This is a genomic window from Pararhizobium polonicum (assembly GCF_001687365.1).
GTDB lineage: Bacteria > Pseudomonadota > Alphaproteobacteria > Rhizobiales > Rhizobiaceae > Pararhizobium > Pararhizobium polonicum.
In genome coordinates this window covers 1-24,556 of record NZ_LGLV01000014.1, presented here as the reverse complement: position 1 = coordinate 24,556, position 24,556 = coordinate 1, and the positions used below count along the sequence as shown (strand labels likewise).

Sequence of the window (24,556 nt, the reverse complement as noted above, 5' to 3'; positions counted from 1 at the left end):
GGATGCCGGCCCTCGTTGTCATGGGTGTTTCGGGCTGTGGCAAAAGCAGCGTCGGGAAAGCCATTTCGGACGCCATCAACGGTAGGATGATTGAAGGCGATGCCTTTCATCCGGAAGAAAATATCCGAAAGATGAGCGCGGGCCACCCGCTTGTCGACGCGGACAGGGTTGGCTGGCTCGCCCGGCTTGCGACCATCCTGGCGGAGGCGGTAGACAACGCTGAACGTCCGGTCCTTGCCTGCTCAGCACTGAAAGAAAGCTATCGCGATATCCTGAGAAGCAAGACACCCGGCCTCGGTTTCGTCTTTCTGGAACTGACGAGGGATGTGGCAGGTGCGCGCGTCGGCCACCGGCCCGGTCACTTCATGCCCGCCAGTCTCATCGACAGCCAGTTTGCAACTCTTGAACCACCTTATGGCGAAGCCAATGTTTTCTCGGTCGACGCAACCTTGCCGATCGCAGACATCGCGGCTCGTGCGGTCGCGTGGTGGGAAAAGATGCCTGGCGACAGCAAGCCGCTACATTCCGCAAGCGGCTGAAGCAACACATTCAAAGCATAGACACACTGTAAGGCCGCGCGGGCGCGCGCCTCACAGAGATCCGATAACGGAAGGAATTTCAATGTTCGGACTGACACGGGATACCTATCTCCTATTCGATGCCGGTGTGACGATCGTAGGCCTCGTCCTTCTCATCACGCGTTTCAAAATGCATCCGTTCATCGCCCTGACCATCGCCGCCGGCTTTCTGGGGTTGACGTCCGGCATGCCGACGGAACTGGTGATGAAGTCCTTTCAGGATGGGTTCGGCGGGGTTCTCGGCTTCGTGGGTATCGTGCTCGGGCTTGGCACCATGCTGGGGAAGCTCATGGCTGAATCCGGCGGCGCGGACCAGATTGCCCAAACGCTGATCCGCACCTTCGGCAAGGAACGGGTGCACTGGGCGATGATGCTGGCCGCCTTTCTGGTCGGACTGCCGCTCTTCTTCGAAATCGGCTTCGTACTTCTTGTCCCGTTGGTCTATATCGTCGCGCGCCGCTCGGGTGTATCGATCGTCAAGATCGGCATACCGCTTCTGGCTGGGCTCTCGGTCGTCCATGGCCTGGTGCCGCCCCATCCGGGACCGCTTCTGGCCATCAGCGTCTTTGGCGCCGATATCGGCAAGACAATTTTCTATGGTCTCATCGTCGGCCTGCCGACAGCCGCAATCGCAGGGCCGATCTACGGCGCCTTCATTGCCAAGAGAATTCCCGGCGAAGCCTCGCCGGAACTCATGGAGCAGTTCGTGCGTGACGATGCGGACACGACCAAGCTGCCGAGCTTCGGGATAACACTGGTCACCATCCTGATGCCGGTTTTTCTGATGCTGCTGAAAGCGCTGGCCGATATCTCCCTTCCCGAACACCATACCATACGCGTTTGGATGGACCTGATCGGCCATCCGATCACCTCATTGCTGGTGGCGCTGCTTGTCAGTTTCTACACCTTTGGCTCCCAGTGCGGTTTCTCACGCGACAGGATTGTCGCGCTGCTGAATGACAGCCTTGCACCGGTCGCATCCATCGTGCTCATCGTCGGTGCCGGCGGTGGCTTCAAGCAGATGCTGGTTGCCAGCGGCGTCGGCGACGTCATCGGCAACATGGCCGTTCAGGCGTCCGTATCGCCGATATTGCTCGCCTGGCTCGTCGCAGCCGTTATCCGGATCGCCACCGGCTCGGCGACGGTTGCGACCATCACCGGCGCAGGCATTGTCGTGCCGGTCATCTCACTCGTTCCCGGCGTCAACCGTGAACTTCTGGTGCTGGCAACAGGCGCAGGATCGGTGATCCTTTCCCATGTCAACGATGCCGGTTTCTGGCTGGTCAAGCAGTATTTCAACATGACGGTCGCCCAGACCTTCAAGACATGGAGCATGATGGAAACCATCATATCCGTCGTTGGCCTCGCTTTTATTCTGCTGTTGTCACTCTTCGTCTAGGCGGGCCTGATGGTCGCGTTGGGTAAGGCCGCTCTTTAACCGAGAGCCTCCGACGGGTGGAGGCTCTCCGAGCGATGGACCATGACCGGAGCGGATTTGTAGGATGGTGTCCCCGAGTTCTTGTCATAGTCCGACAGGCCGATGACCCTGTTCATCTCAGGGTAATATCCGGCGATAGCGCCCTGAGGGATGTCGTAGGCGACGACCGTATAGCCTCGGACCGTCTGCGGCGGCGTGTTTCCTCCTGCTGCCGACGTGACGTCGATCCGGTCGCCATCAGCCAGTCCTCGGCGGGCGAGATCATCCTTGTTCATAAAGATCACATCGCGACGACCGAACACGCCTCTGTACCGGTCGTCGAGGCCGTAGATCGTCGTGTTATACTGGTCATGGCTCCGCAGCGTGGTCAGAATCAGCATGTCGGGATCGGCCTCCTCGCCCCCCAAGGCCTGTCCCACAAGAAACTCCGCCTTCCCGCTTGCTGTCCGCCATTGACGGTGCGAGGCGGGGATGTCGAGGCGGAATCCTCCCGGCTGCCGGATCCGCGCGTTGAAGTCGTGGAAGTCTGGAAACACGATCTCGATCTTGTCGCGTATGCGGTTATAGTCACCAACCATTCCGTCCCAGTCGATGTCATGGAGGGAGCCGAGTGTCGCCTTGGCGATCCCAGCGATGATCGCTGGCTCGGATTTAAGGAGTTCGCCGGGAGGATTGAGGAAACCCCGCGACGAGTGGACCATCGACATCGAATCCTCGACGGTCACGGCCTGCTGGCCCGAAGCCTGGATGTCGCTGTCGGTGCGTCCGAGAACCGGCAGGATGATCGACGTTTGGGCGGTAAGCAGATGCGATCGGTTCAGCTTGGTGGCAATGTGAACCGCAAGCTCGAGCCGTCGCATGCCAGCGAAGGTCGCCTGCGGATCGGACATCGCGACCGCGAGGTTGCCGCCGAGGCAGACGAGGGCTTTCGACCGCCCTTCGATGATCGCCTCAACCGCTTCGACCGCATTGTGACCTTTTTCGGAGGGTGCCCGGAAGCCAAAGGCTCTTTCAATACCGTCAATCAGCGCCGGGTTCGGAATCTCCGTTATGCCGACCGTCCGATCGCCCTGGACGTTGGAGTGCCCGCGCAGCGGACAGATCCCTGCGCCCGGCCTGCCAATGTTTCCCCGCAGCATGAGAAGATTGGCGATCTGCTGAACGGTCGAGGTGCCATGCTTGTGCTGGGTTATGCCCATGCCATAGCAAAGGATGACGTTCTTGGCTTTCAGATAGACATCAACGGCGCTGTCGATCATCGCCTCCGTCAACCCGGACTTCTTCTCGATTTCGTCCCACGACGTACTGGCGACATCTTCCTTCAGGGCATCGATACCGGCGGTATGCGTCCGGATGAATTCATTGTCGAGATACCCGTCCCCGCCGCCGGCAATATCGGCATCGTCGCGTTCGAATATCCGTTTCATCATGCCCTTCAAAGCGGCAAGATCGCCGCCGGGTTTCACCCGATAGTAGCTCGAGGCAATCCTTGTGGACGACAGGGTGGCCATCTCGACCGGATCTTGCGGTGCGGCGAACTTCTCAAGCGCTCTCTCCTTCAGCGGATTGAACACGATGATGGGCACGCCGCGGCGGGCAGCCTCATGCAAGGTCGTCATCATTCGGGGATGGTTGGTTCCCGGATTGTGGCCGAAGCTGAAGATCGCATCGGCGAGATCGAAATCCTCCAGCGTCACGGTTCCCTTGCCGACCCCGATCGACTTCGGCAACCCGACAGACGTCGCTTCGTGACACATATTCGAACAGTCCGGAAAATTGTTGGTTCCGTATGCCCGAACGAAAAGCTGGAAGAGGAACGCCGCTTCGTTGGAAGCCCGGCCGGATGTGTAGAATTCGGCCATGTTCGGATCGGGGAGCGCCTTCAGTTTAGATCCGATGACAGAGAAGGCCTCATCCCATGCAATCGGCTGATACTGGTCCGTTGCACGATCGTATATCAAGGGATGCGTCAGACGGCCCTGGTCTTCCAGAGCATGGTCAGTCCAGTTGTAAAGGTCTGATACCCTGTGTTCCGAGAAGAACGCGGGGCCGACTCGTTTGGCCGTCGACTCCCATGTGATCGCCTTTGCGCCATTCTCGCAGAATTCGAACGATGATGTGTGTTTGGGATCCGGCCAAGCACATCCGGGACAATCGAATCCTTCCGGCTGGTTCGCCTTCAGAAGAGTGGCCGCCCCCTGGGCGACGATCTGCTGGTGCGCGAGTGTCTTGGCAACCGCTTTCAGTGCACCCCAGCCTCCAGCTGGTGCCGTGTAGGTCTCTATTCCATCCGGACGTTTCTTGGTCATGGCAAGATCTCGGTTTTGGGTAAAGGATCGAAAGCCGCTTCCGGCCTTCCGGCGGAATAACGAACGGCAACCGTTTTAGATCCGCGGGGGCTCCTACGGAGGGGAGGGCGCCGGGGCCTTTTGGCGGCGGAACGGCGACCTCTCGCGGAAGCTTGCTTCACGGGGCCGTGGCAGTAACATATCTCCAACCCGGTTGCGGGGCGTTCTCATCAAGTATGCCACACCCAAATCCTCATTCAATATGGATGAGCGCCGTATCGGCAACCCGCTTCGAACCCGCCGGCATTGGCAACGGCATCGGGTTTATCGGAGATTGACCTGATGTGCGGCGCGTAAGGCAGAAGGATTGCTGCCGCTGACCGTGACTGGTATGGCGAGTTCGCTTTATAAGACCCTTGCCCAGCGCAGTTCGATCTTCGCGGTTTCGTTCGGGCAGGCGGGCATTTGCAGTTTTCATCGCGGATGAAATGGGCTTTTCCGCATCATTGTGCCTGCGGCAGCCGTTTTGCGGCGATGAAACCTGCAGCAATGCTCGAAGCGCTGACCAGTTTAGCCAGTCAAAAGGACACAGGAATGCCACGCGCCGCCGTCATCCAGCTTTTCCACGAAGCCAATGCCTTCACGCCGGTCAAGGCAAATTATGACGGGTTTCTGTCGGCCCAGTATTTTTCAGGTGAGGATGTCAGGCGCGAGTTCGGCTCGACCAGCAATTGGTTGGGCGGCGTGACGCAAGCACTGGACGAGGCGGGTTACGAGATTGCCTACGGTGTCTGCACCGGCTGCCTTCCGGGCGGCACGCTCGAGAGCGCAAGCTACCACCGGCTGGTTGTCGAAATCATTCAGTCGCTGAAGGACATTGCCGCAAGCGGCCCGGTTGACGTCGTGGCCCTGCTTCTGCACGGCGCCCTTGCCGTTGAAGGGGTTGCCACGCCGGAAACCGATCTGGCGCGCAAGGTGCGCGACATCGTCGGGCCTGGCGTGCACATTGCCGTGCCGCTGGATTTTCACGCCAATGTCGAGCCGCAACTGCCTTATGTCGTCGATGTCATCATCGGCGGAAAGCTCTATCCGCATGCCGATACGCATGCGCGCGGCAAGAAGCTGATGCAGCTGGCGCTCGATCCTGTGGCATGGCGCACGCGCCGTTTCCGGCTGCCCCTGGCGGCGCCCATGAGCGCACAGACCAGCTATTCCGCCCCTTTCTCGGAGCTTGTCGCTCTGTCCGACGCGGTGGAAAAACGCGCGGGGCTCGCCGATGTCGTGGTGATGGGCGGCTTTCCCTATGTCGATTCCGAAGAGGTGGGCAGCTCCGTGCTGATCACCGGCACCGACGAGGATGCCATGCGCCAAGCCTATCGCGATATGGCCGATGCCGTATGGCAGCGGCGTGAGGCGATGGTCCGTTCGGCACCCTCCTTCACAGAGGCTGCGCCGGATATTTTTGCCCGTGCCGCGAAAGGCCGCGTGGTGATCGGCGATGCGGGCGACAATCCCGGCTCCGGCGGGGTTGCCAATGTCGCGGATATCTTTGCAGCACTCGCTGCCCAGAACCTGCCTTTTGCAGCGGGGTTCATGGTCGATGGCGACGCGGTGCTGGCCGCCCAATCCATCGGTGTTGGCAATCGCGGACGCGTTCCCATGGGGCGCATGCAGGACGGCACGCCGTTTATCGCCGATGCCCTCATCGAGCGTGTCGATGAGGTGTGTTATCGCAACGAGGGCGCTAATCTTTTCGGAGAACTGCTTGAGGGTGGCCTGGGCGCAGTGCTGCGCGTCGGCGCGGCCGGACACATCGCCATCGTCACCGAGCGTATCCAGGCCTACGATACCCAGGCGTTCCGTAGCCAGGGGATCGATCTGGAGAGCAAGGCGATCATCCACGTCAAATCCAGCAACCACTTCCGCACATCCTTCACGCCGCTGGCCGAACAGGGGGTGTTCGTGGTGGATAGCGGCGGTTATGCCTCGACCGATGCGCGCAACTTTACCTTCACCAAACGTGCAAAGCGCATCCTGCCGCTGGCCAGTCTCGACCATGCCGAATGGCAGCGGCAGGTGGAGGCGGAATGCCAGATCGCCTTCCGCTCCGGTTGAGATGGGGCATCAGTTCTGGACGATGCCGCCCTTGATCACGAGGCGAAGATGGGCGGCGAAACCGTCCAGAACGCCCTTGTCCAGCGGATTGGCTGTCAGCACATTGAGGTCGGCGCGGTAATTTTCCCTGACATGGCCAATCTCGTTTTCGAGCCGGACGAGTTTTGCCGCGGTACTGGTCGCGGCCCGAAGTAGATCGGCCGGCGGCACGACCTCGGAACGCAGCGCGAATTCGTGAAGCTGGCGCGCATGCATCGGCCCGATGAGATCCGTGCCGTAAGCCATCGGCACGCCGGCGCGATGGGCAAGCTCGACAGCGCGAATGCCGGAATCCAGAACGAGCCGTATCTTGTCCATCCTGTCCTTCGGAAAGCCGCTCTCGGCTCCGACTTCGGCAAGCGCGCGGAAGCAGGAGAGGGTCGGCGTCAGATAGCTGCCCGCCGCCTTCATCAGGGCGACGGTTTCCTCATCCAGCAGGTTGCCATGTTCAATGGAGCGCACACCGTTGCGCACGGCTCTGGCCACGGACCGGGCCGTATAGGTGTGGGAAACGACATAGAGATCGGCCATGTTGGCTTCATCGACGATCGCGGCGATTTCCGCTTCGGAAAACTGATCGGATGTGATGCGGTCCGTCGGCGATGATATGCCGCCATTGGCCATGATCTTGATGTGATGCGCGCCACGGCGGATTTCATCGCGCGCTGCAAGCCGTACGGCATCGACACCATCGCAACGCCGGCCAAGGCTGACCTGCGCATAGGTCTCATCGGTGCGGTCCATGCCCATCGAGCGATGGTCGCCATGGCCGCCGCTGGCTGAGAGCGCCTTACCGCCATAGAGAATCCGGGGGCCGGGGATCAATCCCTCTTCGACGGCCTGGGCAATGCCGAAGTCCGCACCGCCGACATCGCGAACCGTCGTGAAGCCACGTCCGAGCATGCCCTTGAGCACCTGGGCAGTGCGGGCCGCGACATACATTGGAGACTGCCGGGGAAGTTCGCCGAGATTGGCGGTGTAGGCCGTGACATGCACATGGGCGTCGATCAAGCCTGGGATGACGAAGCCGCCGTCGACGGCGATGCGTTGCGCGTCCAGCGTTGGAGCCTTGCCCTCGGCAATCTCCCGGATGGTTCCGTCTTCCAGTATCAGGTGGCGGTCGGCGTGGATCGTGCCGGACTCCACATCGACGACATTGGCATTTTCAAGAATGGTAATCACGGACTGGTCCTCTGTTTATTCCTGTGTCGAAAACGACGAAAACCGGGCGACAAGCGCCCGGCCTCAATGGGTTTTCCGATGTTACTTGCCGGACCAGCCGATGCGGTTGAGGAACAGGTTCTCGTTCGGCAGGGGCGAGAATTCGACATCCTTCGCCGCGCCGTAAATCACCGACGCCTGGTAAAGCGGGATGATGTAGTTTTCCTCCGCGACGATTTCGTGGACCGTCTTGTAAAGCGCAAGCCGCTTTGCCGGATCGATGGTCGCACGCGCCTCGTCCAGCGCCTTGTCGATGCGCTCGTCCTTGATGTTCGACCAGCTGCTGGAGGAGTGCAGCAGCGGATAGAGCGTGCCGTCGGCATCCTGGCAACCGCAGCTCCAGCGTCCGAAGGAGCTGGCCGGAATGGTTTCAGGCCCGGACTGCATCTGCTGCATCCAGTTGCCCATGTCGGTGCTCTGGATCGTCACATTCAGGCCGACATCGGTGAGCATCTGCTGGATGGCCTGCACGACGCGCTGGTCGTAGGTCGGCGTGGTCAGCAGCGAGAACTCGGTTTTCGCCGATTCCCCGACTTCCGCGAGGATCTCCTTTGCCTTTTCCGGATTGAATTCCGGTGCCTTGATGCCCTCGACATAACCGAACGAAACCGGGGAAGTCAGCTCGTCGAGAGGTGCATCGAAGCCGCCGAGAATGCCCTCGACAATGCCCTGCTTGTCAATGGCGTGGGCGATGGCCAGACGCACGCGCTTGTCGTTCAGCGGTGGCTTGTTGACGTTGAGGCTGAAGAAGGCGAGGCGCTCACCGCGAACCGGCAACACCTTGCTGCCACCGGAACCTTCGATCTGCGCTGCCAGGTCATTGTTCATGTTGCTGGCGAGATCGGTGGCTCCTGCCTGCAGGTTGGCGATACGGGTGGAGCCATCCGGAACGGCGCGGAAGGCGACCTTCGGAAAGACGCCCTTTTTGCCCCAGTAGTCGTCATTGCGCGCAACGATGACTTCGACGCCGCGATTCCATTTTTCAAACTTGTAAGGGCCGCTGCCGACAGGATTGAGGTTGAACTCATCCTTGGTCACCGCTTCGACCACGTGCTTCGGCACGATGGAAAGCTTGGTGAGCTGTGCGAGCAGAACCGGGTACGGCCCCTTCGTTGTCAGAATGACGGTGGTTGCGTCCTTGGCAACGGCATCGCTGATCTGGTTGAACTGGCCGATCTGCGGGCTGGCGAACGCCTTGTCGGTGATACGCTTGACGCTGAACGCCACGTCCTCCGCCGTCAGCGGCTTGCCATCGTGAAACTTCACATCGCTGCGAATTTTGAATTCGACTTCAGTATCGGACAGATATTTCCATTCGGTGGCGATCTGCGGCGCAATTTCTCCCTTGTCATCGCGGGTGAGTAGATTGTCGAAAATGTTGCGGTAGACATTGAAGCTGTCGGTATTCCACTGGACATGCGGATCGAGCGAACTCGGTTCGGCGATGAAATCGACGACCAGCAGATCCTTGGCAGCGGCCAATGAGGGAACTGCGACGAGCGATGAAGCCGCGAGCATGGCGGCAAGGACAAGATTTTTCAGGCGCATGGGGCTATCTCTCTTCCGATAATTGGCGGTTCCAACAAATGTGCCGGGTCCCTGACGACAGGCTGACCAGCAGGCTTCCAGAGCGAATTTCGCCCGAAATCAGCATTGCAATATTGACATCTCAGTTTTATTTTTTACGATATCATTTATGCATTCTGGCATGCTCGTTGAGCCTCCGCAATTGTCCCTTGTTCCAAAACACAGCGCGTGCGGGGAAAGTCATTCTATTTTCCAGGTTCATGGAAAAATTGTTTGTTTACAATTATGTGTCGCCAATTTCTTTTCATTCCTTTCGCATACTGTTTATGAGATAATTTCTTCTGTTCGGGTTTCGTGAAAAGAATATTTATCCTTTCTCTATCCGATATGAGATGTCAGAATTCAAATCTGAAAGGTTAACTGGAAATGTTGGACAATGATGCATACGCATCTCCCGTTCCCCCGGAAGGCAAGGCAGAGCTGGCGGAAAGGGCGCTGAGGAGCGCGATCGTGGGTTGCGTTCTCGCTCCCGGAGAGCGTTTGTCCGAGGCGGCGCTGGCTGAGGAGTTTGCGCTCGGGCGCGGTGCTGTGCGCGCTGCCCTGGCGCGGTTGAAGGCGAGCGGGCTTGTGTCGTCCAGTGCGCGCAGCGGCTGGGAGGTCGCCCCCATCTCGGCGAATGAAATCCGCGAGTTAAGCGCGGCGCGGCGTCATCTCGAGCCGCTGTTGTGCTCTGCCGTGCTCGAGGACGCCTACAAGCAACGCCTGAAGGCGCTGGCGGAAATGCATATGGCACTGACGCAGCGGCAGGAGCTTGGCGGCGACTTGATCCCGACCATTCGCCGTTGCGAGCGCGACATGCTGGAGCTTCTGGCGGGCAGGCTGGGGATGCCGATCGTTTCCGGCTGGCTTTCGGATCTCTGGGACCGTTCGGTCCGTCTTGTGAATTTCTTCGAGGGGACCGGGCGCATCAAGCTCGTTCCGGCAAACCGCTCGTGGCTGGTGGATGCCATTGTCGAGGGGCGCAAGGCTGATGCACTCGAACATCTCGCCGCCGCCAATACGGCGCTCGAAACCTATCTTCTCGACCGCTTTCTGGAATCGGAAGCGATGGTTGGCGGCAAGTCCGCTCGTCGTTCCGCAAAAAACGATAAACCGGGCCGCACTCCGCGACCTCAGCCACCGATTGGTAGAATAAGGACTTTATAACGATGTTGATCGTCAGCCGTTCGATCCGTTCCTCCCTGGCAGGCCTGCTTCTGGCCTGTTCGCCGCTCGCTCTTGTGCCAGCCCTGGCGAAGGATCAGCTTGTGGTCGATCTCGTGAACGAGCCTTCGTCGCTCGATCCGCACAAGCAGTGGAATCCGGACAGCTACTATGTCTATCGCAACATCTTCGACAATCTGGTGACGCGCGACGATGCAGGCGCGATTGCGCCGCAGATCGCCACCGAATGGAAATATCTCTCCGACAGCGAGGTGGTTTTCAAGATCCGCAGCGACGTCAAGTTCCATGACGGCACGCCGCTGACGGCAAAAGACGTCGCCTTCAGCGTCAATCGCATTATCGACAAGACGTTCGCCAGCCCGCAGCTTGGCCAGTTCAACAAGATCCTCTCTGCCGAAGCGACCGGCGAGCATGAGGTGACGCTGAAAACGGATGGCGCCTATCCGGTGCTCCTGGCCCAGCTGGTCAAGCTTTCCATCGTGCCGCAGCATGCCGTGGAGGCCGAGGGCAACGATGGCTTCAATGCCGCGCCGGTCGGCTCCGGCCCGTATAAATTCACCGGCTGGCAGCGTGGCGTTTCGGTCTCGTTGGCGCGCAACGATGATTATTGGGGTGAAAAGGGCGCGTTCCCCACGGTGGAATTCCGGGCTGTGCCTGACGCCGCAACCCGCATTGCCAATCTTGAGGCCGGAGCCAGCGATCTCGTCGTCGGGCTGGATGCCGATCTTGCCGAGCAGCTCAAGACATCGGCGGCCGCGAAGCCTCTCTCGGTGCTGACCGAGCGTATCGGTTACGTGAAGCTCAACCCCAATCTGCCGCCCTTCAACGACAAGCGCGTGCGTGAAGCGATTGCGCGTTCCATCGACAAGGACGCCATCGTCAACGGCCTGCTCGGTGGCGTCGACAGGCCGCTGGACCAGATGGCGACATCCGCCCATTTCGGTTACGTGGACGGCCTGAAGGGGTATCAATACGACCCCGCCGAGGCCAAGCGTCTGGTGACGGAAGCCGGAGCGGCCGGCAAGCCGATCGCTTTCGCCACCGCTCCGACCTTCGACCAGCGCATCGTTCAGGCCGTGGCCCAGATGATCAGCGACACGGGCCTGACCGTGAATATCGAAATGACGGATATGGCGACCTACCTGAAGAAGGTGCAGAGCGCGCCGGCCAGCCAGCCGCTGATCTCCTTCGGCCGCTGGTCCTGCGCCTGCCAGGATGTGGATGGCGTGCTGTTCTCGCTGCTGCATTCCTCCAGCGCGTGGGCAAATGTCTCCGACCCGAAGATCGACAAGCTGCTGGAAGACGCCCGCAATACGCTGGACGAGAAAAAGCGTCTGGAAGACTACAAAACCGTCAGCACGTTCGTCGCTGAAGACGTCCCGCTGGTGCCGATCTACCAGGCCGCGATCATTTACGGTGCCGCGAAAAATCTTCAGTGGCAGCCGACGGCGAATGAGAGCCTGTTTTTGAACCGGATGAAGTGGGCCGACTGATCCCGTTCCATCGAATCGGCCTCCTTGCGGGGCCGGTTCTTCCGTAAACAACGAAGTGGATTGCAGTCTTGACGGCATTCTTCCTCAGGCGCGCCTTGCAGGCCTTCATCGCCATCGTCGGCGTGATGACCCTGATCTTCTTTCTGCAGCGGCTTGCGGGAGATCCCGTGCTTTTGCTCGTGCCGGAAAATGCCACCAAAGCGGATATCGAAGCCATGCGCGTGTCGCTCGGCTTCGATCGCCCGTTGATGGTCCAGTATGTCGAGTATCTCCGGGGTCTGCTGACCTTCGATCTCGGGCGCTCCTATGTCCAGAACGTGCCTGTCTGGACCCTGATCGCCAGCCGTCTTCCCTATACGCTGATGCTTGCGGGCGGCGCGCTGGTGGTGGCTTTCGGTGTCGGCATACCGCTGGGTGTCGCCATGGCTGTGCGCCGTGGAACGGTTGAGGCCAAGGCGATGATGGCCGTGGTTCTGGCGGGCCAGTCCATGCCGACCTTCTGGAGCGCCATCCTGATGATCATGGTGTTTGCCGTCTGGCTCGGCTGGTTACCGCCATCCGGCGCGCGTGATTGGCCAAGCCTCATCATGCCCTCCATCGCCCTCGGGCTGCTGTCGATGGCGACATTCGCACGCGTGGCGCGCACCGCCGTTCTGGACGAGCTTGAAAAGGATTACGTGCGCACCGGCCACGCCAAGGGCCTGCCGATGATCCGCATCGTTATGCGCCATCTGCTGCGCAACGCCGCTATTCCGGTCGTAACGGTTGCCGCCCTTGAGATCGCCAATCTGCTGGCGGGCGCGGTGATTGTCGAGACGGTGTTTGCCTGGCCGGGGCTGGGGCAACTGACCGTTCAGGCCATCAGCGCCCGCGATTTCATGCTGGTGCAGGGTGTTGTGCTGCTTGGAGCCGTCACTGCCATCCTTCTCAATCTTGTCGCCGATCTGCTCTACAGCATCATCGATCCGCGCATACGGATCGAGGGGGGCGCCTGATGGCAGCCGTTTCCTCCGCGCCCCGCGCAACGCCTCGTTCGCGGGGTATTCCATGGGCCGTTTTGCTCTTTGCGGCCATCCTTGCCGGTCTGGTGCTGATGGCGGTCTTCGCGCCGCTGGTCACACCGCTCGACCCCAATGCCCAGAACCTTCTGGCCCGCCTCAAGGCACCCGGTTTCCAGAGCCGGGGCATCGTCTATTATCTCGGCTCGGATGAGCTGGGCCGCGATGTTCTGAGCCGGACGATCTATGGCGCGCAGGTCTCGCTTCTGGTGGCGTTTGCCTCCGTGATCCTCTCGGGCATCTTCGGAAGCGTGCTTGGCATGATCGCCGCTTTCTATCGCGGCTGGGTCGAAACCATCATCATGCGGCTGGTCGACATCGTGCTGTCGGTGCCGGCGATTTTGCTGGCGATCATTACCGTTGCCGTGCTCGGCCCGAGCCTCTCCAATGTCGTCATCGTTCTGGCCTTCACCCGCTGGCCGCGTTATGCGCGCGTCGCCTACGGACAAACGCTGTCGGTGGCCAATATGCCCTATGTGCGCCTGTCGCGCTTCATGGGTGCCGGATGGTTCAGGCTGCTGTGGCGACATATTCTTCCGAACATCGCCGGCGGCCTGATCGTCGTCGCCACGCTGGAATTTGGCCTGATGGTGCTGTTCGAGGCCGGGCTTTCATTCCTCGGCCTCGGCGTCCAGCCACCGACATCGAGCTGGGGCGCAATGCTGTCCACCGGGCGCAATTACGTTGGCACGGCCTGGTGGATCGCCACCTTTCCCGGTCTGGCGCTGTTCCTACTGGTTCTTTCCATCAATCTGATTGGCGATCATCTCCGCGACCGCCTCGACCCGCGTGCACGATAGGAGTTTTTATGAATTTCGAAAATGAATTCAAAGGCAGGAAGGTCATTGTCACCGGCGCCAGCGGCATTATCGGCGGCTGGATTGCCGAGGCCTTTGCCTGCGAGGGCGCGCAACTGTGCCTGACAGACCGTGACGCCGGCAAACTTGAGGCGAAGCGCGCAACGCTTTCAGGGGCAGGCCATCTGGCAATCGCCGCGGACCTGACGGATGCCGGGTCCATCGCGGCTCTCGCCGATAAGGTCGCAGAGATGTGGGGCGCACCCGATATCCTGGTCAACAATGCGGGCATTTATCCCTCGGGCTTCCTGCTCGATATCTCGATCGACGATTGGGACGACATTATGGGCGTCAATCTGCGCGCCCCCTTCCTGCTGTCGCAACTCTTCGCAAAGCAGATGATCGCGGCCGGCAAGGCAGGCTCCATCGTCAATATCTCGTCAGGTGCTGCCCGCAAGATGCGCACGACGGTCGTTCCCTACTGCACCTCGAAGACCGCGCTCGACCGCCTGACCAAGGGCTTTGCGCTGGAACTCGCCGAATACGGCATCCGCGTCAATGCCGTGGAGCCGGGCTTCGTCGCCGGAAGCGATGTCAGCACATTGGCGCAGGAGCATATCGATACCGTGACCGCATCCATTCCGCTGGGCAGAACGTCGTCGGCTCCCGATGTCGCCTCGGCGGTGCTTTTCGTCACATCGTCCAGCGGCTCCTACATGACCGGCGCGACGCTGACGGTCGATGGCGGCAATTCCATCGGCTCCCAGGTCGTGTTCCAGGCCAAGAAAAAGGCGCTTTGAAGCGTTCGCAAAGCGAGGTTCCATGTCTCCGCCCCTGCACGTAAAATCTCCGTGGCCTTCCTATGAATGGCCGGAAAACAAACAATCGGCAGTGCTGCTCTCGATCGATGTCGATGCGCATGTGCCCTTCATGTGGGCGCACAAGGATCATATTCCCGATCGTCTCGGTACGCTGGAAATCCGCCGTTTCGGCCCCCGGACCGGGCTTTACCGCCTGCTGGACCTCTTTGCCCGCTATGGCGCCAAGGCGAGCTTCTATGTGCCTGCGCTGACTGCCGAAACCAGTCCTGAAATCCTCGACGCCATTCTGGAAGGCGGGCATGAGATCGGGCTGCACGGCTATTTCCATGAAATCGTCTCCGAGGTTTCCGACGAGGAATTCACCGGAGCACTCGAAGCCAGTATCGCGTTTTTCATCAGGCAGACGGGGGCGAAGCCGGTTGGATTCCGCTCACCCGCCTGGGAAATGACACCGCATATGCTGCGCGAGGTCCGGCGGCTGGAGCTTGCCTATGATTCCTCGCTCTCCGGTTTCGATCATCCCTATGAGATCGACGGTGTGGTCGAGATACCGGTGCAATGGGCGATTGACGATGCCATCTTCTTCAAGTTCGAAGGGGGCGGGCGGGACAAATGGCCCTACCAGTCGGGACGCGCGGTCCTGCAGGACTGGATTTCCGAATGGCGCGCTTTGCACCGTTTTGGCGGTCTGTTCACGCTGACGGTCCACGACTGGATTTCCGGCCGTGCCCAGCGCATCGCCTTGCTGGAGGAACTGCTGGACACGATCACCGCCGAAAATGGCACCTGGATCGCAACCGCCGCCGAAATCGCCGCCCATCATGCCGGATCGGTGAATGCCGGCCGCTTTGCGGTTGACGGCACGGTGCCTGACGCCATCGGCAAGCGGAGGTTCGGGCAGGATCATGGGTGAGCACTGGGTGGTCCGGAAGCGCGAAGTGCGCAGTGCAGGCGGTCTTGTCGCCTGCCAGAACTGGCTGGCGGCGGAAAGCGGCGCTGCGGTCTTGTCACGCGGCGGCAATGCCATGGATGCGGCGGTGACGACGGCGCTGACCCTCAGTGTCGTCGAGCCATGGCTTTCGGGCGTGGGCGGCGGCGGCTTTCTGCTGCGCGCCGACGGGCGGGACGGGCAGGTGGATGCCCTCGATTTCAACGTGCGCTCATCGCGCAACATCGATCCCGCCGGCTATCCCGTCCTGCCCGGCCGTGACGGAGACTGGTTCGACTGGCCGCAGGTCCGCGAAGATCGCAACCTGATCGGCTACAGTTCCATCTGTGTCCCCGGTGCGATCGCCGGTCTTGTCGCAGCGCTCGAACGTTTCGGGACGATCAGCTTCGCCGACGCCCTGCAGCCGGCCATCGAACATGCCCGCAAGGGTCTGGCGCTGGACTGGTTCACCGTGCTCTGTCTTGCCATCGATGCCGAAGGCCTTGGCCGTTTTCCGGCATCGTCTGCACTCTTCCTGAAGGATGGCCGCGCGCCGCGCGTGCAGGAAATCGGCCCCGGCAGCACCATTCCCATGCCGCGCAAGGCGGCAATGCTGGAACGGCTGGCAAAAGCGGGCGGGCGCGATTTCTACGAAGGCGAAATTGCCGCCCTGATCGTCCGCGATCTTCAGGCAGGCGGCTCGCGCATCGACCTCTCCGAACTGCGCGACTACGAACCGCAATGGCATGCGCCGTTGCAGGCCGATTATCGTGGCCTGACGATCAACGCCATGCCCGGCCTTTCCGGCGGGCCAACATTAGTCGGCGCGCTGTCGGAACTCGATACATCGCTTCCCGTCGACGGTCCTCTCTCCGGCAAGACCGCGCTTGCCTTCGCCCGCGCCATGCGCCGCGCCTCCGAGCATCGGTTGCGGACGCTCGGCCATGGCAGCAATGGCGAAAGCTGCACCACGCATATCAGCGTTGTGGACCGGGACGGAACAATGGTCTCGCTGACCAACACGCTATTGTCACGCTTCGGCTCGAAAGTTGTGCTGCCTTCGACGGATATGCTGATGAACAACGGCATGATGTGGTTCGATCCGCGTCCCGGCCAACCGAATTCCATCGCACCCGGCGTGCGGCCGCTGGCCAATATGTGCCCGATCATCGCCACCGCCGACGGCCGTCCGAAACTGGCGCTTGGGGCCGCGGGCGGGCGGCAGATCATGCCGGCGGTGACGCAGATCCTCTCCTATGTCGCTGCCTTCGGCCTGTCGCTGGAAGACGCCCTGCATGCACCGCGGATCGATGCCAGCGGCGTGAAACTTCGGGTCAACGAGAAGGCAAGACCCGATGTGGCGTCGCGTCTGGGCGAGGAATTCCCGGTGGAGATCATCGCCGACACGCTCTATCCCGTCAGCTTTGCCATTGCCTCGGCGGTGATGCGCGACGGCAACGAGAATGTCGGAATGGCCCATCCGAACCATCCGCTGGCGGCGGTCGGGGCGGAACGCGCATGAGCGAACCGGTCCTCAGGGTAGGCGACCTCAAGGTCTCCATCGCCGGACAGCCGGTCGTCGATGGCGTCAGCTTCGATGTCGGTCAGGGTGAAATCCTGTCCGTTGTGGGCGAATCCGGCTGCGGCAAATCCATGACGGCCTTTTCCGTCATGGGGCTTTTGCCAAAGGTCGCCAGGGTCGATGCCGGCCGCATCCTTTTCGGCGACAAGAACCTGCTGACATTGCCGGAGGCCGGGCGCAGGCATTTGCGCGGTAACGATCTGGCAATGATCTTCCAGGAGCCTGTCGCCTCGCTAAACCCGCTGATGAAGATCGGGCGGCAGATCGAGGAAAGCCTCATCGTGCATCGTGGCCTTGAGGGCAAGACGGCCCGCCGGGCGGCAATTTCCATGCTCGAAGAGGTGGGCATCCCGGAAGCGGAAATCCGTTTCGGGCAATATCCTTTCGAGCTTTCGGGCGGCATGTGCCAGCGGGCGATGATCGCCATGGCGCTGATATGCGGGCCGAAACTGCTGATTGCCGACGAGCCGACCACGGCGCTCGACGTGACGATACAGGCGCAGATTCTCGACCTCATGAAACGGCTGCGCGACGAGACCGGAACGGCCATTCTTCTCATCACCCACGATATGGGCGTGGTGGCCGACATGGCGGACCGCGTCGCCGTCATGTATGCCGGCCGCGTGATCGAGGAAGCCCCGGTCGATGCGATTTTCGCGCGTCAGGAACATCCCTATACACGGCTTCTTCTCTCCACCATTCCGCGTCTGGACGGCCAGCCCAAAACGTTGCTACCGACAATCGAGGGACTGGTGCCGGATATCGGCCACTGGCCGGTCGGCTGCCGGTTCAGCCCGCGCTGTCCACTCGCAGACAAGCCCTGTCTGGAAACAATTCCGCCGCTTGCCGCCCGCCTTGATCAGGGCAATGCCGCCTGCTGGCACACGGACCGCGTCGGAGAGATGCTATGATGGAACCGCTCCTTTCGCTGTCCAACCTCAAGGTGCATTTTCCGATACGCGGCGGGCTGCTTGGCAGACCGACAGGTTTCGTGAAAGCCGTTGATGGCATCGATCTGGATATAGCCCATGGCGAAAGCGTGGCGCTTGTCGGGGAATCCGGCTGCGGCAAATCCACGCTTGGCAGCGCCATTCTGGGCATGACGAAGCCATCGGGCGGGAGCATCCTTTTCGAAGGCAAGCCGATCGTTCACGGACAGGCCGCCGCCATGCGCGCCCTGTCGCGGGATGTGCAGATCGTCTTTCAGGATCCGGTTTCCGCTCTCAATCCAAAACTGACGATCGGCGAAAGCATTGCCGAACCGCTTGCCATTCATGGGGTGGGCAACGCAGCGGAACGCAAGGAGCGTGTCGCCGAACTTCTTGGGCTCGTCGGCCTGCATGCGCAGCACGCCGGCCGCAAGCCGAATGCCTTTTCCGGCGGCCAGCGCCAGCGCATCGTGATCGCCAGGGCGCTCGCGCTCAATCCAAAACTGCTGATCCTCGATGAGCCGGTGTCGGCGCTCGACGTGTCGATCCGCTCGCAGATTCTCAATCTGCTTCTCGATCTCCAGAAGCGTTTCGGCCTGTCCTACCTGTTCATCAGCCACGATCTGTCCGTGGTCCGGCATTTCGCCGACAGGGTGGCGGTCATGTATCTCGGCCATCTCGTTGAGACTGGCCGGACAGGCGATGTGTTCGCCAACCCCGTCCATCCCTATACGGAAGCCCTGCTGTCGGCGGTGCCGCTTCCCGATCCGGTGGCGCAACGGCAACGCCGGCGGATCGTGTTGAAGGGTGATTTGCCCAGTCCCGCCGATCCGCCCAAGGGCTGCAAGTTCGTGACGCGCTGTCCCCTGGCGGCGGACATATGCCACGCGGCCCATCCGCCGCTGGTCTCCACCGGCGCGGGACGGGAAGCTGCCTGCCATATCCGCGCGGGGTCCTGAGAAGGAAGACAATTGATGACGAACACATTCGAACGGGAAAAGCGTCCTTGATGCCCCGGCCTGTCGCGGGCGTCTGGACTGGGCCACGGTCGGTATGACCCGGAGATGGTTGTCACCTTTTTAGACTGTCCTTCTCAGCACACCGTCAGCTTCACACCGTTGATGTCCAGGTTCCCCTTGAGTTCGTCGCCTGGCGTCTGATCCGTGACGACATGGCTGATGTCGCGCCAGGGAGCGTAACGCGAGGGGAAGAGCCGGTCATGCTTGGAGTGGTCGGCAACGACGACGGTGTGCGCGGTCCGCCCGACCATGGCGGTATAGACCGCGCCGCATTCGAGAAGGGCGTCGGAGGGGCCGTCCGGGCCAAGTCCACTCGCGCCAAGGATGGCAAAGTCGGCGTAGAAGGCGTTGAGGAAGGAGACCGTGTGCGCGCCGACCGTCGCGCCCTCGGCGGCGTGATAGTCGCCGGGCAACATGACGACTTTGATGGTCGGATTGATGGCGAGCACGGTTGCCACGCCAAAGGAATGGGTGAGGACCGTGATGTTTTTCATTTCCACGGCGATCCGCCGTGCGGTGTGAACCGTCGTCGAACCCGAGCCGATCATGAGGACCTGGGCGCCTTTCAGGAGTTGCACGGCCGCTTTGGCGATCCGCTCGCGCTCCAAGACGAACAGGGTGTGGCGCTCGGTGACCGGGGGTTCGGTGGAGAGCGAGCGCACCGCGCCGCCATAGGTCCGGTTGAGCAGGCCCTGTTCGGTCATCTCGTCGAGGTCGCGGCGGATGGTCTCGGTCGAGACGTTCAGCCGGCGGGCCAGTTCCGCCACGCGCAGGCTCGGCGCTCTGTTGAGTTCGGTCAGGATCCGCTCCTGGCGTGCGCTCTTCGGTTTTTTCATCGCTCCCCGCTCATGTGCAATGCGCCCGTTTTTCTGCCACCCATTCACTGCCGCCGGCCTGCACGGCGTCGTAGACGGCATTGCCGATCGCTGCGCCGATATCAGTGTGAAGCCCGGCATAGGTCTGGCGTCTGTCGGCGATGGGGCAGGCGACCGCGATGCAATCGGTGCCGGTCCCCGTGACGACCAGACCGTCCTTTATCCAGCCGAGATCCATTATGGCGGCAGTGCGGGCTTCCGTGGCGATCGAAAGGGCCTCGATCAGGCCGGCTTCGTCGAGCGGCTGGTCGATATGGACCACAAGATTGATCGTGCCCGCACGCCCGGTCGGAGGCGTGCATGTGCCCACACGGCCGGCATTGGCGAGGCCGACGGTCGCCAGGCAGAAGGCCGTCGCATCGCCGCTGTGGCGCACGGCCTGATGATGTTTCCTCACGTCACGCGATGTCATCAGTTGCACGGCATCGCCGTAGCCGGCCGCCGCCAGACGATCGCGAAGCAGGGCGATCGGATCGACGCCGACCGGCAGGTCCGCTTCGGACGCCTCCAGCCAGGCGACGGTCGCGGCGCGGGTAAAGCCTGGCCGCGTCAGGGACCAGCTCAACACGGCCTGTTCGGCAGCGAAGCGGACGGCAAGGGTCTTGTCGGCACAGAGGATTTCGGGCGCTTTCATTGGTCAAGTTGTGTCAGGAACGGCGAACCGGAACAAGTCTCAGGCGCTCGCCATCCCCGGTTGTCTCCTTCCTGCACGGGCTGCAGATCGTCGATCAGTTCGTCCTGATAATAGAAGGAATGTCGCACCGTCTCCCAGCTCATGCGGTTGTCCTCATGCTTCCGCCTGGTGGCGGCCGAATTTCAATGTTGGAAGTCTATCGTAAAAATGTGTTGTTTACATCAGTAAACTTCTTCGCCATTGTGCGTTGCAAAATGGAGGCGTGGTCGGCGTATCGACGCTCGCGCGCCTCCGGTGCCTGCTGTCGAATTTCGCCTAATATATTATAATTACTTCGTATTATTTTCCGAAAGTCGCCGGCGTGGAAGTGATCAGGTTTTGATCCCGCGTAGAAAACGGGTAAATTTGGCAGCCGAGCCCCTTGGTTGAGAGCAATGAAGTGAGCAAGAAATGTTGAAGTCACTGCAAGGAAAAACAGTTATCGTCACAGGTGGCAGCCGTGGAATCGGCAAGGGCATCGCGTTGCGCTTCGGGGAGGCGGGGCTGAACGTCCTGGTCGTTTCGCGCGGACAGGCGGACGCCGATGCGGTTGCCGCCGAGATCGGCCCCAATGCATCGGGCTTTGCCGCCGATGTCAGCACGGAAGAGGGCTGCAGGACGATGGTCGAGGCCGCTGTTGCCCGCTACGGCGGCGTCGATGTGTTGTGCGCCAATGCCGGTATTTTTCCGGCCGCCAAGCTCGGCGATATGACGGCGGCCGATTTCGATTACGTTATCTCGGCCAATCTGAGGAGTACATTCCTCAGCGTCTCGGCGGTGCTGCCGGCAATGACCAGGGCGGGCTCCGGGCGCATCATCATCACCTCGTCGATCACCGGACCGATCACCGGTTATCCGGGCTGGTCGCATTATGGGGCAAGCAAGGCCGGCCAGCTCGGCTTCATGCGCACTGCCGCGATCGAGTTTGCGCCGAAGAGGATCACCGTCAATGCGGTCATGCCCGGCAATATCATGACGGAAGGCCTTGAGGGGAACGGGCCGGACTATATCGCCTCCATGGAGGCCTCGGTGCCGCTGCGCCGTCTCGGAACGCCGGCCGATATCGCCAATGCCGCCCTGTTTTTCGCCTCGGAGGAGGCTGCCTATATCACCGGCCAGACGATCGTCGTCGATGGCGGCCAGATTCTGCCGGAATCACTGGGTGCGCTGGAAGCCATGGGCTGAAAACAGAAAAGCCGGGCAGGATCGTCGCGCCCGGCTTTTTCCGATGTGCTCAGGCGCCCCGGCGCGCCTTGAGAATGGTGTCGAGCGTGCCGGTGAAGAAGTCCGCATCGTCGCTGGAGAAGCAGAGCGGTGGCCGGATCTTCAGGGTTGCGCCGTATTTTCCCGCCGCGCCGATCAGGATGCCATTCTGTTTGAGCTGGTTGATCGCATGGCTGGCGAGCGCCGCGTCCGGCTCAGCCGTTTCCGGGGCGATGAAATCGAGGCCGATGAACAGGCCGGCACCACGCACGTCGCCGATCTCGGGATGGGCCGCCTGCAAGGCCTGGAGAGACCGCTTGAAATGGCTGCCGACCGTGCCGGACCGCTCGATCAGTCCCTCGTCCTCGATCACCTGCAAAACGGCATGGCCGGCCGCCGCGGCAACAGGATTGCCGCCGAACGTATTGAAATAGCCGGTCTCCTCGCAGAACCGTTTCAGGAGTTCCGGCCGGGTGACGACGCCACCCATCGGAAAACCGTTGCCCATGGGTTTGCCCATGGTGACGATGTCTGGCGTCACGCCGTGGCGCTCGAAGCCCCACAAGCCCCCTCCTGTGCGGCCGAAGCCGGGCTGGACCTCGTCGGCGATCACAAGTCCGCCGGCGCGATGCACGACATCGGTGGCTGCCTTCAGGAAACCGGCCGGATCGGCATAGATGCCGTCGCTGGAGAAGATCGTGTCGATGATCAACGCTGCAAGACCGATACCGCGCGACTTCAGCTCTGCAATCGCCTGCTCGATGGAGGCTGCGAAGTTCGCCTCCACGCTCATGCCGTCGCGGGCGGCGGGCGCGGCGATGGTGCAGACGAAAGGGGCGGGCTTGCGCTTGCGCAGCGAGGAAGGCGAAATCTCCGTCACAAGGGCGGTGTTGCCGTGATAGGCGGCTTCGGTGACGATGAAACCTTCGGCGCCGGTGGCGATGCGGGCGATCCGCATGGCGAGATCATTGCTCTCGCTGCCGGTGCAGGTCAAAACGACATTGCTCAAGTCTTCCGGAAATTTGGAGAGCAATTTTTCCGTATAGGCTTCGACGACGCGGTTCAGATAACGCGTGTGGATGTTGAGTTCGCCGGCCTGGCGGGCGATCGCCTCGACCACGCGCGGATGGCAATGGCCGACCGACGGTACGTTGTTGTAGACGTCGAGATACTTGCGCCCGCTGACATCATACATATAGGCGCCCTTGGCGGAGGCCATATCGATCGGTTGCTCGTAGAAAAGCACGGACGAGGCGCCGAGGCTGGCCTGGCGTTTGGCGACGCGCTCAGCCAGTTCGGGCGGGAAGCCCTCGGTGCGGGTCGCATCGAACCGGTTGAGGTCGAGAATTTCCTTGGTGGCGACGCTCATAGAATTCTCCTCAACTGTGTTCGGCCAGATAGCGCGCGGCGAGCGCCACGGTTCCGTCGGTATAGGCGGTGCCCATGGACTGGGCCGTCGGCGTCTCGACATGCGAGGCGATCCAGGCGGTGAGCTGCATGCGGCGCAGCATGATGAGCATTGGCAGCGCCGCCTCGTGTTCGGCATCGAGCGGAGCGATGCGCCGGTAGCCTTCGAGCCAGGCGGCCATGAGATCGGGAATGAACGGCTCGTGTTCCATAAAGCTGATCGCGGCGGCGAAGTCATAGGCGAACCAGGACAGGCCGCAATCGTCGAAATCGATAACGCCAAGCCGGTTGTCCTCGACCAGCAGGTTGGCAGTGCGCATATCGCAGTGAACGAGGCCGAAGCGATCGGCGCCGTAGCCATAGGCTGCGGTCTGGGTTTCGAGCAGTGCATGTGTCCGCTCAAGGATTTCCTTGCCCTGGGGCGTCAATCCCAGCGCGGCGCGCCAATCGCCCCAATAGGCGCCGTCGCCGAGAATTCTGTCGAAGTTCCAGGTCTTGCGGATGAAGCCTTCCGGACGGTTCCAGTCGCGGCTGTGGCCATGCAGACGGGCGTTGATTTCGCCGAGCATGCCATACCATTTCGCCAGATCGGATTCAGCGTCCGGCTCCCGGCCGGGCATGTATTCGAAGGCGACGGCATGACGGACCGTTTCGCCGTCGGAGAACCTTTGCAGCAAGCTGCCATCCCGGGATGCGATCGGCTGGGGTGTCGCGACGATTCCATCCCGTCGCAAGGCTTCGATCCAGGCAAGCTCGGACAGGATTTCGGATTCCGAATGATAGTCAGGCCGGTGGACCCGCACGATGAGGTTCCGCCCCGGCGTCTTATCCTGGACACGAAAGGTCGCGTTTTCCGAGATGGTCAGAAGCGTGACGTCGGCATTCAGTGAAATGTTCCAGATTGGCATCAGGTTCTTGACGCCGTTTGTGAGTCTGGAGAGAAATTCTGCGTCGTACAACACTTTATCATTCCAATTGGTCAGAGTTTTGGAATTCCAACATTAAAAATGTGGCGATTGCAACATAAATCGCATGTGTCGGTGAGTGTTCCACTCCGTCTGCGCACAGGGGCAGCGGGGGCACGTGGTTACGTTCAGCTGGAGTAGTCGGCTTGAGCCCGTCTGTGCGGATTCTGGGCAGGAGATGCTGTGCTTCATGTTGATGATAGGCGTGGCCCGTTCTTCGACAGGCACAAATATCAAAAAGGGACGTGCAGCGTGAGATATGACGCGGGTTTGGGCGTTTTTCTGAAAGGAGCCACAGAACCCCTGCGTCAGGTGCATAGGTGGCGTGAGGGATTATCCGTAGTTTAAACCGATTGAAACGCCTATATTCCAATCA

General features: G+C 61.1%; 22 protein-coding genes. 13 read left to right on the top strand and 9 right to left on the bottom strand.

All coding sequences use genetic code 11. From position 1 onward, the window contains the following. The first annotated feature begins 20 nt into the window (after positions 1-20). Positions 21-539 carry a gluconokinase gene (locus tag ADU59_RS21185; protein ID WP_244506476.1) on the top strand — a complete coding sequence of 173 codons (519 nt, stop codon included), beginning with the start codon at positions 21-23 and terminating at the stop codon, positions 537-539. Between the two features lie 82 nt (positions 540-621). After that, positions 622-1,977 carry a GntP family permease gene (locus ADU59_RS21180; RefSeq protein WP_068956266.1) on the top strand — a complete coding sequence of 452 codons (1,356 nt, stop codon included), beginning with the start codon at positions 622-624 and terminating at the stop codon, positions 1,975-1,977. A 35-nt stretch (positions 1,978-2,012) separates the two neighbouring features. Here ADU59_RS21180 and ADU59_RS21175 read toward each other — a convergent pair whose 3' ends face one another. After that, on the bottom strand, positions 2,013-4,325 hold the full coding sequence (locus tag ADU59_RS21175) for an FdhF/YdeP family oxidoreductase (protein ID WP_068956264.1): 2,313 nt from the start codon (positions 4,323-4,325) through the stop codon (positions 2,013-2,015). 232 nt (positions 4,326-4,557) lie between these two features. Next, complete coding sequence (locus ADU59_RS30715) at positions 4,558-4,905, bottom strand: hypothetical protein (RefSeq protein WP_158515745.1); 348 nt, start codon at positions 4,903-4,905, stop codon at positions 4,558-4,560. Here ADU59_RS30715 and ADU59_RS21170 point away from each other — a divergent pair. Continuing rightward, entirely contained in the window at positions 4,899-6,419 is a 1,521-nt protein-coding gene (locus ADU59_RS21170) for a M81 family metallopeptidase (protein ID WP_068956262.1), read from the top strand. The two genes, ADU59_RS30715 and ADU59_RS21170, sit on opposite strands and share 7 nt — an antisense overlap. A 9-nt stretch (positions 6,420-6,428) precedes the next feature. Here ADU59_RS21170 and ADU59_RS21165 read toward each other — a convergent pair whose 3' ends face one another. Together ADU59_RS21165 and ADU59_RS21160 are read right to left on the bottom strand one after the other, a co-directional pair. Then, complete coding sequence (locus ADU59_RS21165; RefSeq protein ID WP_068956260.1) at positions 6,429-7,640, bottom strand: metal-dependent hydrolase family protein; 1,212 nt, start codon at positions 7,638-7,640, stop codon at positions 6,429-6,431. Between the two features lie 81 nt (positions 7,641-7,721). Then, entirely contained in the window at positions 7,722-9,227 is a 1,506-nt protein-coding gene (locus tag ADU59_RS21160) for an ABC transporter substrate-binding protein (protein ID WP_068956258.1), read from the bottom strand. Between the two features lie 405 nt (positions 9,228-9,632). Between ADU59_RS21160 and ADU59_RS21155 the strand changes: the two genes are divergently transcribed. From ADU59_RS21155 to ADU59_RS21115, 9 genes are all read left to right on the top strand, one after another. Further along, entirely contained in the window at positions 9,633-10,412 is a 780-nt protein-coding gene (locus ADU59_RS21155) for a GntR family transcriptional regulator (RefSeq protein WP_068956256.1), read from the top strand. Between the two features lie 2 nt (positions 10,413-10,414). Then, complete coding sequence (locus ADU59_RS21150; protein WP_068956254.1) at positions 10,415-11,923, top strand: ABC transporter substrate-binding protein; 1,509 nt, start codon at positions 10,415-10,417, stop codon at positions 11,921-11,923. A gap of 68 nt (positions 11,924-11,991) precedes the next feature. Next, entirely contained in the window at positions 11,992-12,918 is a 927-nt protein-coding gene (locus ADU59_RS21145; RefSeq protein ID WP_068956252.1) for an ABC transporter permease, read from the top strand. Then, positions 12,918-13,781, top strand: coding sequence for an ABC transporter permease (locus tag ADU59_RS21140; RefSeq protein ID WP_068956250.1), 864 nt, complete (start codon positions 12,918-12,920; stop codon positions 13,779-13,781). The genes ADU59_RS21145 and ADU59_RS21140 overlap by 1 nt, the downstream gene beginning before the upstream one ends. Before the next feature lie 8 nt (positions 13,782-13,789). After that, positions 13,790-14,578 (top strand): SDR family NAD(P)-dependent oxidoreductase, encoded by a 789-nt coding sequence (locus ADU59_RS21135; protein ID WP_068956248.1) that lies wholly within the window; start codon positions 13,790-13,792, stop codon positions 14,576-14,578. Between the two features lie 22 nt (positions 14,579-14,600). Further along, the gene (locus tag ADU59_RS21130; RefSeq protein WP_068956246.1) at positions 14,601-15,512 is read left to right on the top strand and encodes a polysaccharide deacetylase family protein; all 912 of its coding nucleotides are present in this window, start codon (positions 14,601-14,603) and stop codon (positions 15,510-15,512) included. Continuing rightward, a complete protein-coding gene (locus ADU59_RS21125) occupies positions 15,505-17,049 on the top strand; it encodes a gamma-glutamyltransferase family protein (RefSeq protein WP_068956244.1) in 1,545 nt (514 codons plus the stop codon). The genes ADU59_RS21130 and ADU59_RS21125 overlap by 8 nt, the downstream gene beginning before the upstream one ends. After that, positions 17,046-18,020 (top strand): ABC transporter ATP-binding protein, encoded by a 975-nt coding sequence (locus ADU59_RS21120; RefSeq protein ID WP_068956242.1) that lies wholly within the window; start codon positions 17,046-17,048, stop codon positions 18,018-18,020. The genes ADU59_RS21125 and ADU59_RS21120 overlap by 4 nt, the downstream gene beginning before the upstream one ends. After that, entirely contained in the window at positions 18,017-18,997 is a 981-nt protein-coding gene (locus ADU59_RS21115; protein ID WP_068956240.1) for an ABC transporter ATP-binding protein, read from the top strand. The genes ADU59_RS21120 and ADU59_RS21115 overlap by 4 nt, the downstream gene beginning before the upstream one ends. Positions 18,998-19,131: 134 nt before the next feature. On the opposite strand, the gene ADU59_RS21110 is transcribed toward ADU59_RS21115, so the two are convergent. The 3 genes from ADU59_RS21110 to ADU59_RS30710 are packed head-to-tail and all read right to left on the bottom strand — an operon-like array spanning position 19,132 to position 20,709. Beyond that, entirely contained in the window at positions 19,132-19,893 is a 762-nt protein-coding gene (locus tag ADU59_RS21110; RefSeq protein ID WP_068956238.1) for a DeoR/GlpR family DNA-binding transcription regulator, read from the bottom strand. 10 nt (positions 19,894-19,903) lie between these two features. Further along, positions 19,904-20,566, bottom strand: coding sequence for an adenosylcobinamide amidohydrolase (locus ADU59_RS21105; protein ID WP_068956236.1), 663 nt, complete (start codon positions 20,564-20,566; stop codon positions 19,904-19,906). Next, positions 20,563-20,709 (bottom strand): hypothetical protein, encoded by a 147-nt coding sequence (locus tag ADU59_RS30710; RefSeq protein ID WP_158515743.1) that lies wholly within the window; start codon positions 20,707-20,709, stop codon positions 20,563-20,565. Before ADU59_RS30710 ends, ADU59_RS21105 begins: the two co-directional genes overlap by 4 nt. Positions 20,710-21,016: 307 nt before the next feature. Here ADU59_RS30710 and fabG point away from each other — a divergent pair, with 307 nt between their 5' ends. Beyond that, positions 21,017-21,790: a 3-oxoacyl-ACP reductase FabG gene (fabG, locus tag ADU59_RS21100; protein ID WP_068956234.1), complete on the top strand. Its 774-nt coding sequence runs from the start codon at positions 21,017-21,019 to the stop codon at positions 21,788-21,790. A 49-nt stretch (positions 21,791-21,839) separates the two neighbouring features. Here fabG and ADU59_RS21095 read toward each other — a convergent pair whose 3' ends face one another. Both ADU59_RS21095 and ADU59_RS21090 read right to left on the bottom strand, forming a co-directional pair. Then, on the bottom strand, positions 21,840-23,177 hold the full coding sequence (locus tag ADU59_RS21095) for an aspartate aminotransferase family protein (protein WP_068956232.1): 1,338 nt from the start codon (positions 23,175-23,177) through the stop codon (positions 21,840-21,842). A gap of 10 nt (positions 23,178-23,187) precedes the next feature. Next, positions 23,188-24,177 carry a phosphotransferase enzyme family protein gene (locus ADU59_RS21090; RefSeq protein WP_068956230.1) on the bottom strand — a complete coding sequence of 330 codons (990 nt, stop codon included), beginning with the start codon at positions 24,175-24,177 and terminating at the stop codon, positions 23,188-23,190. Between the last annotated feature and the right edge of the window lie 379 nt (positions 24,178-24,556).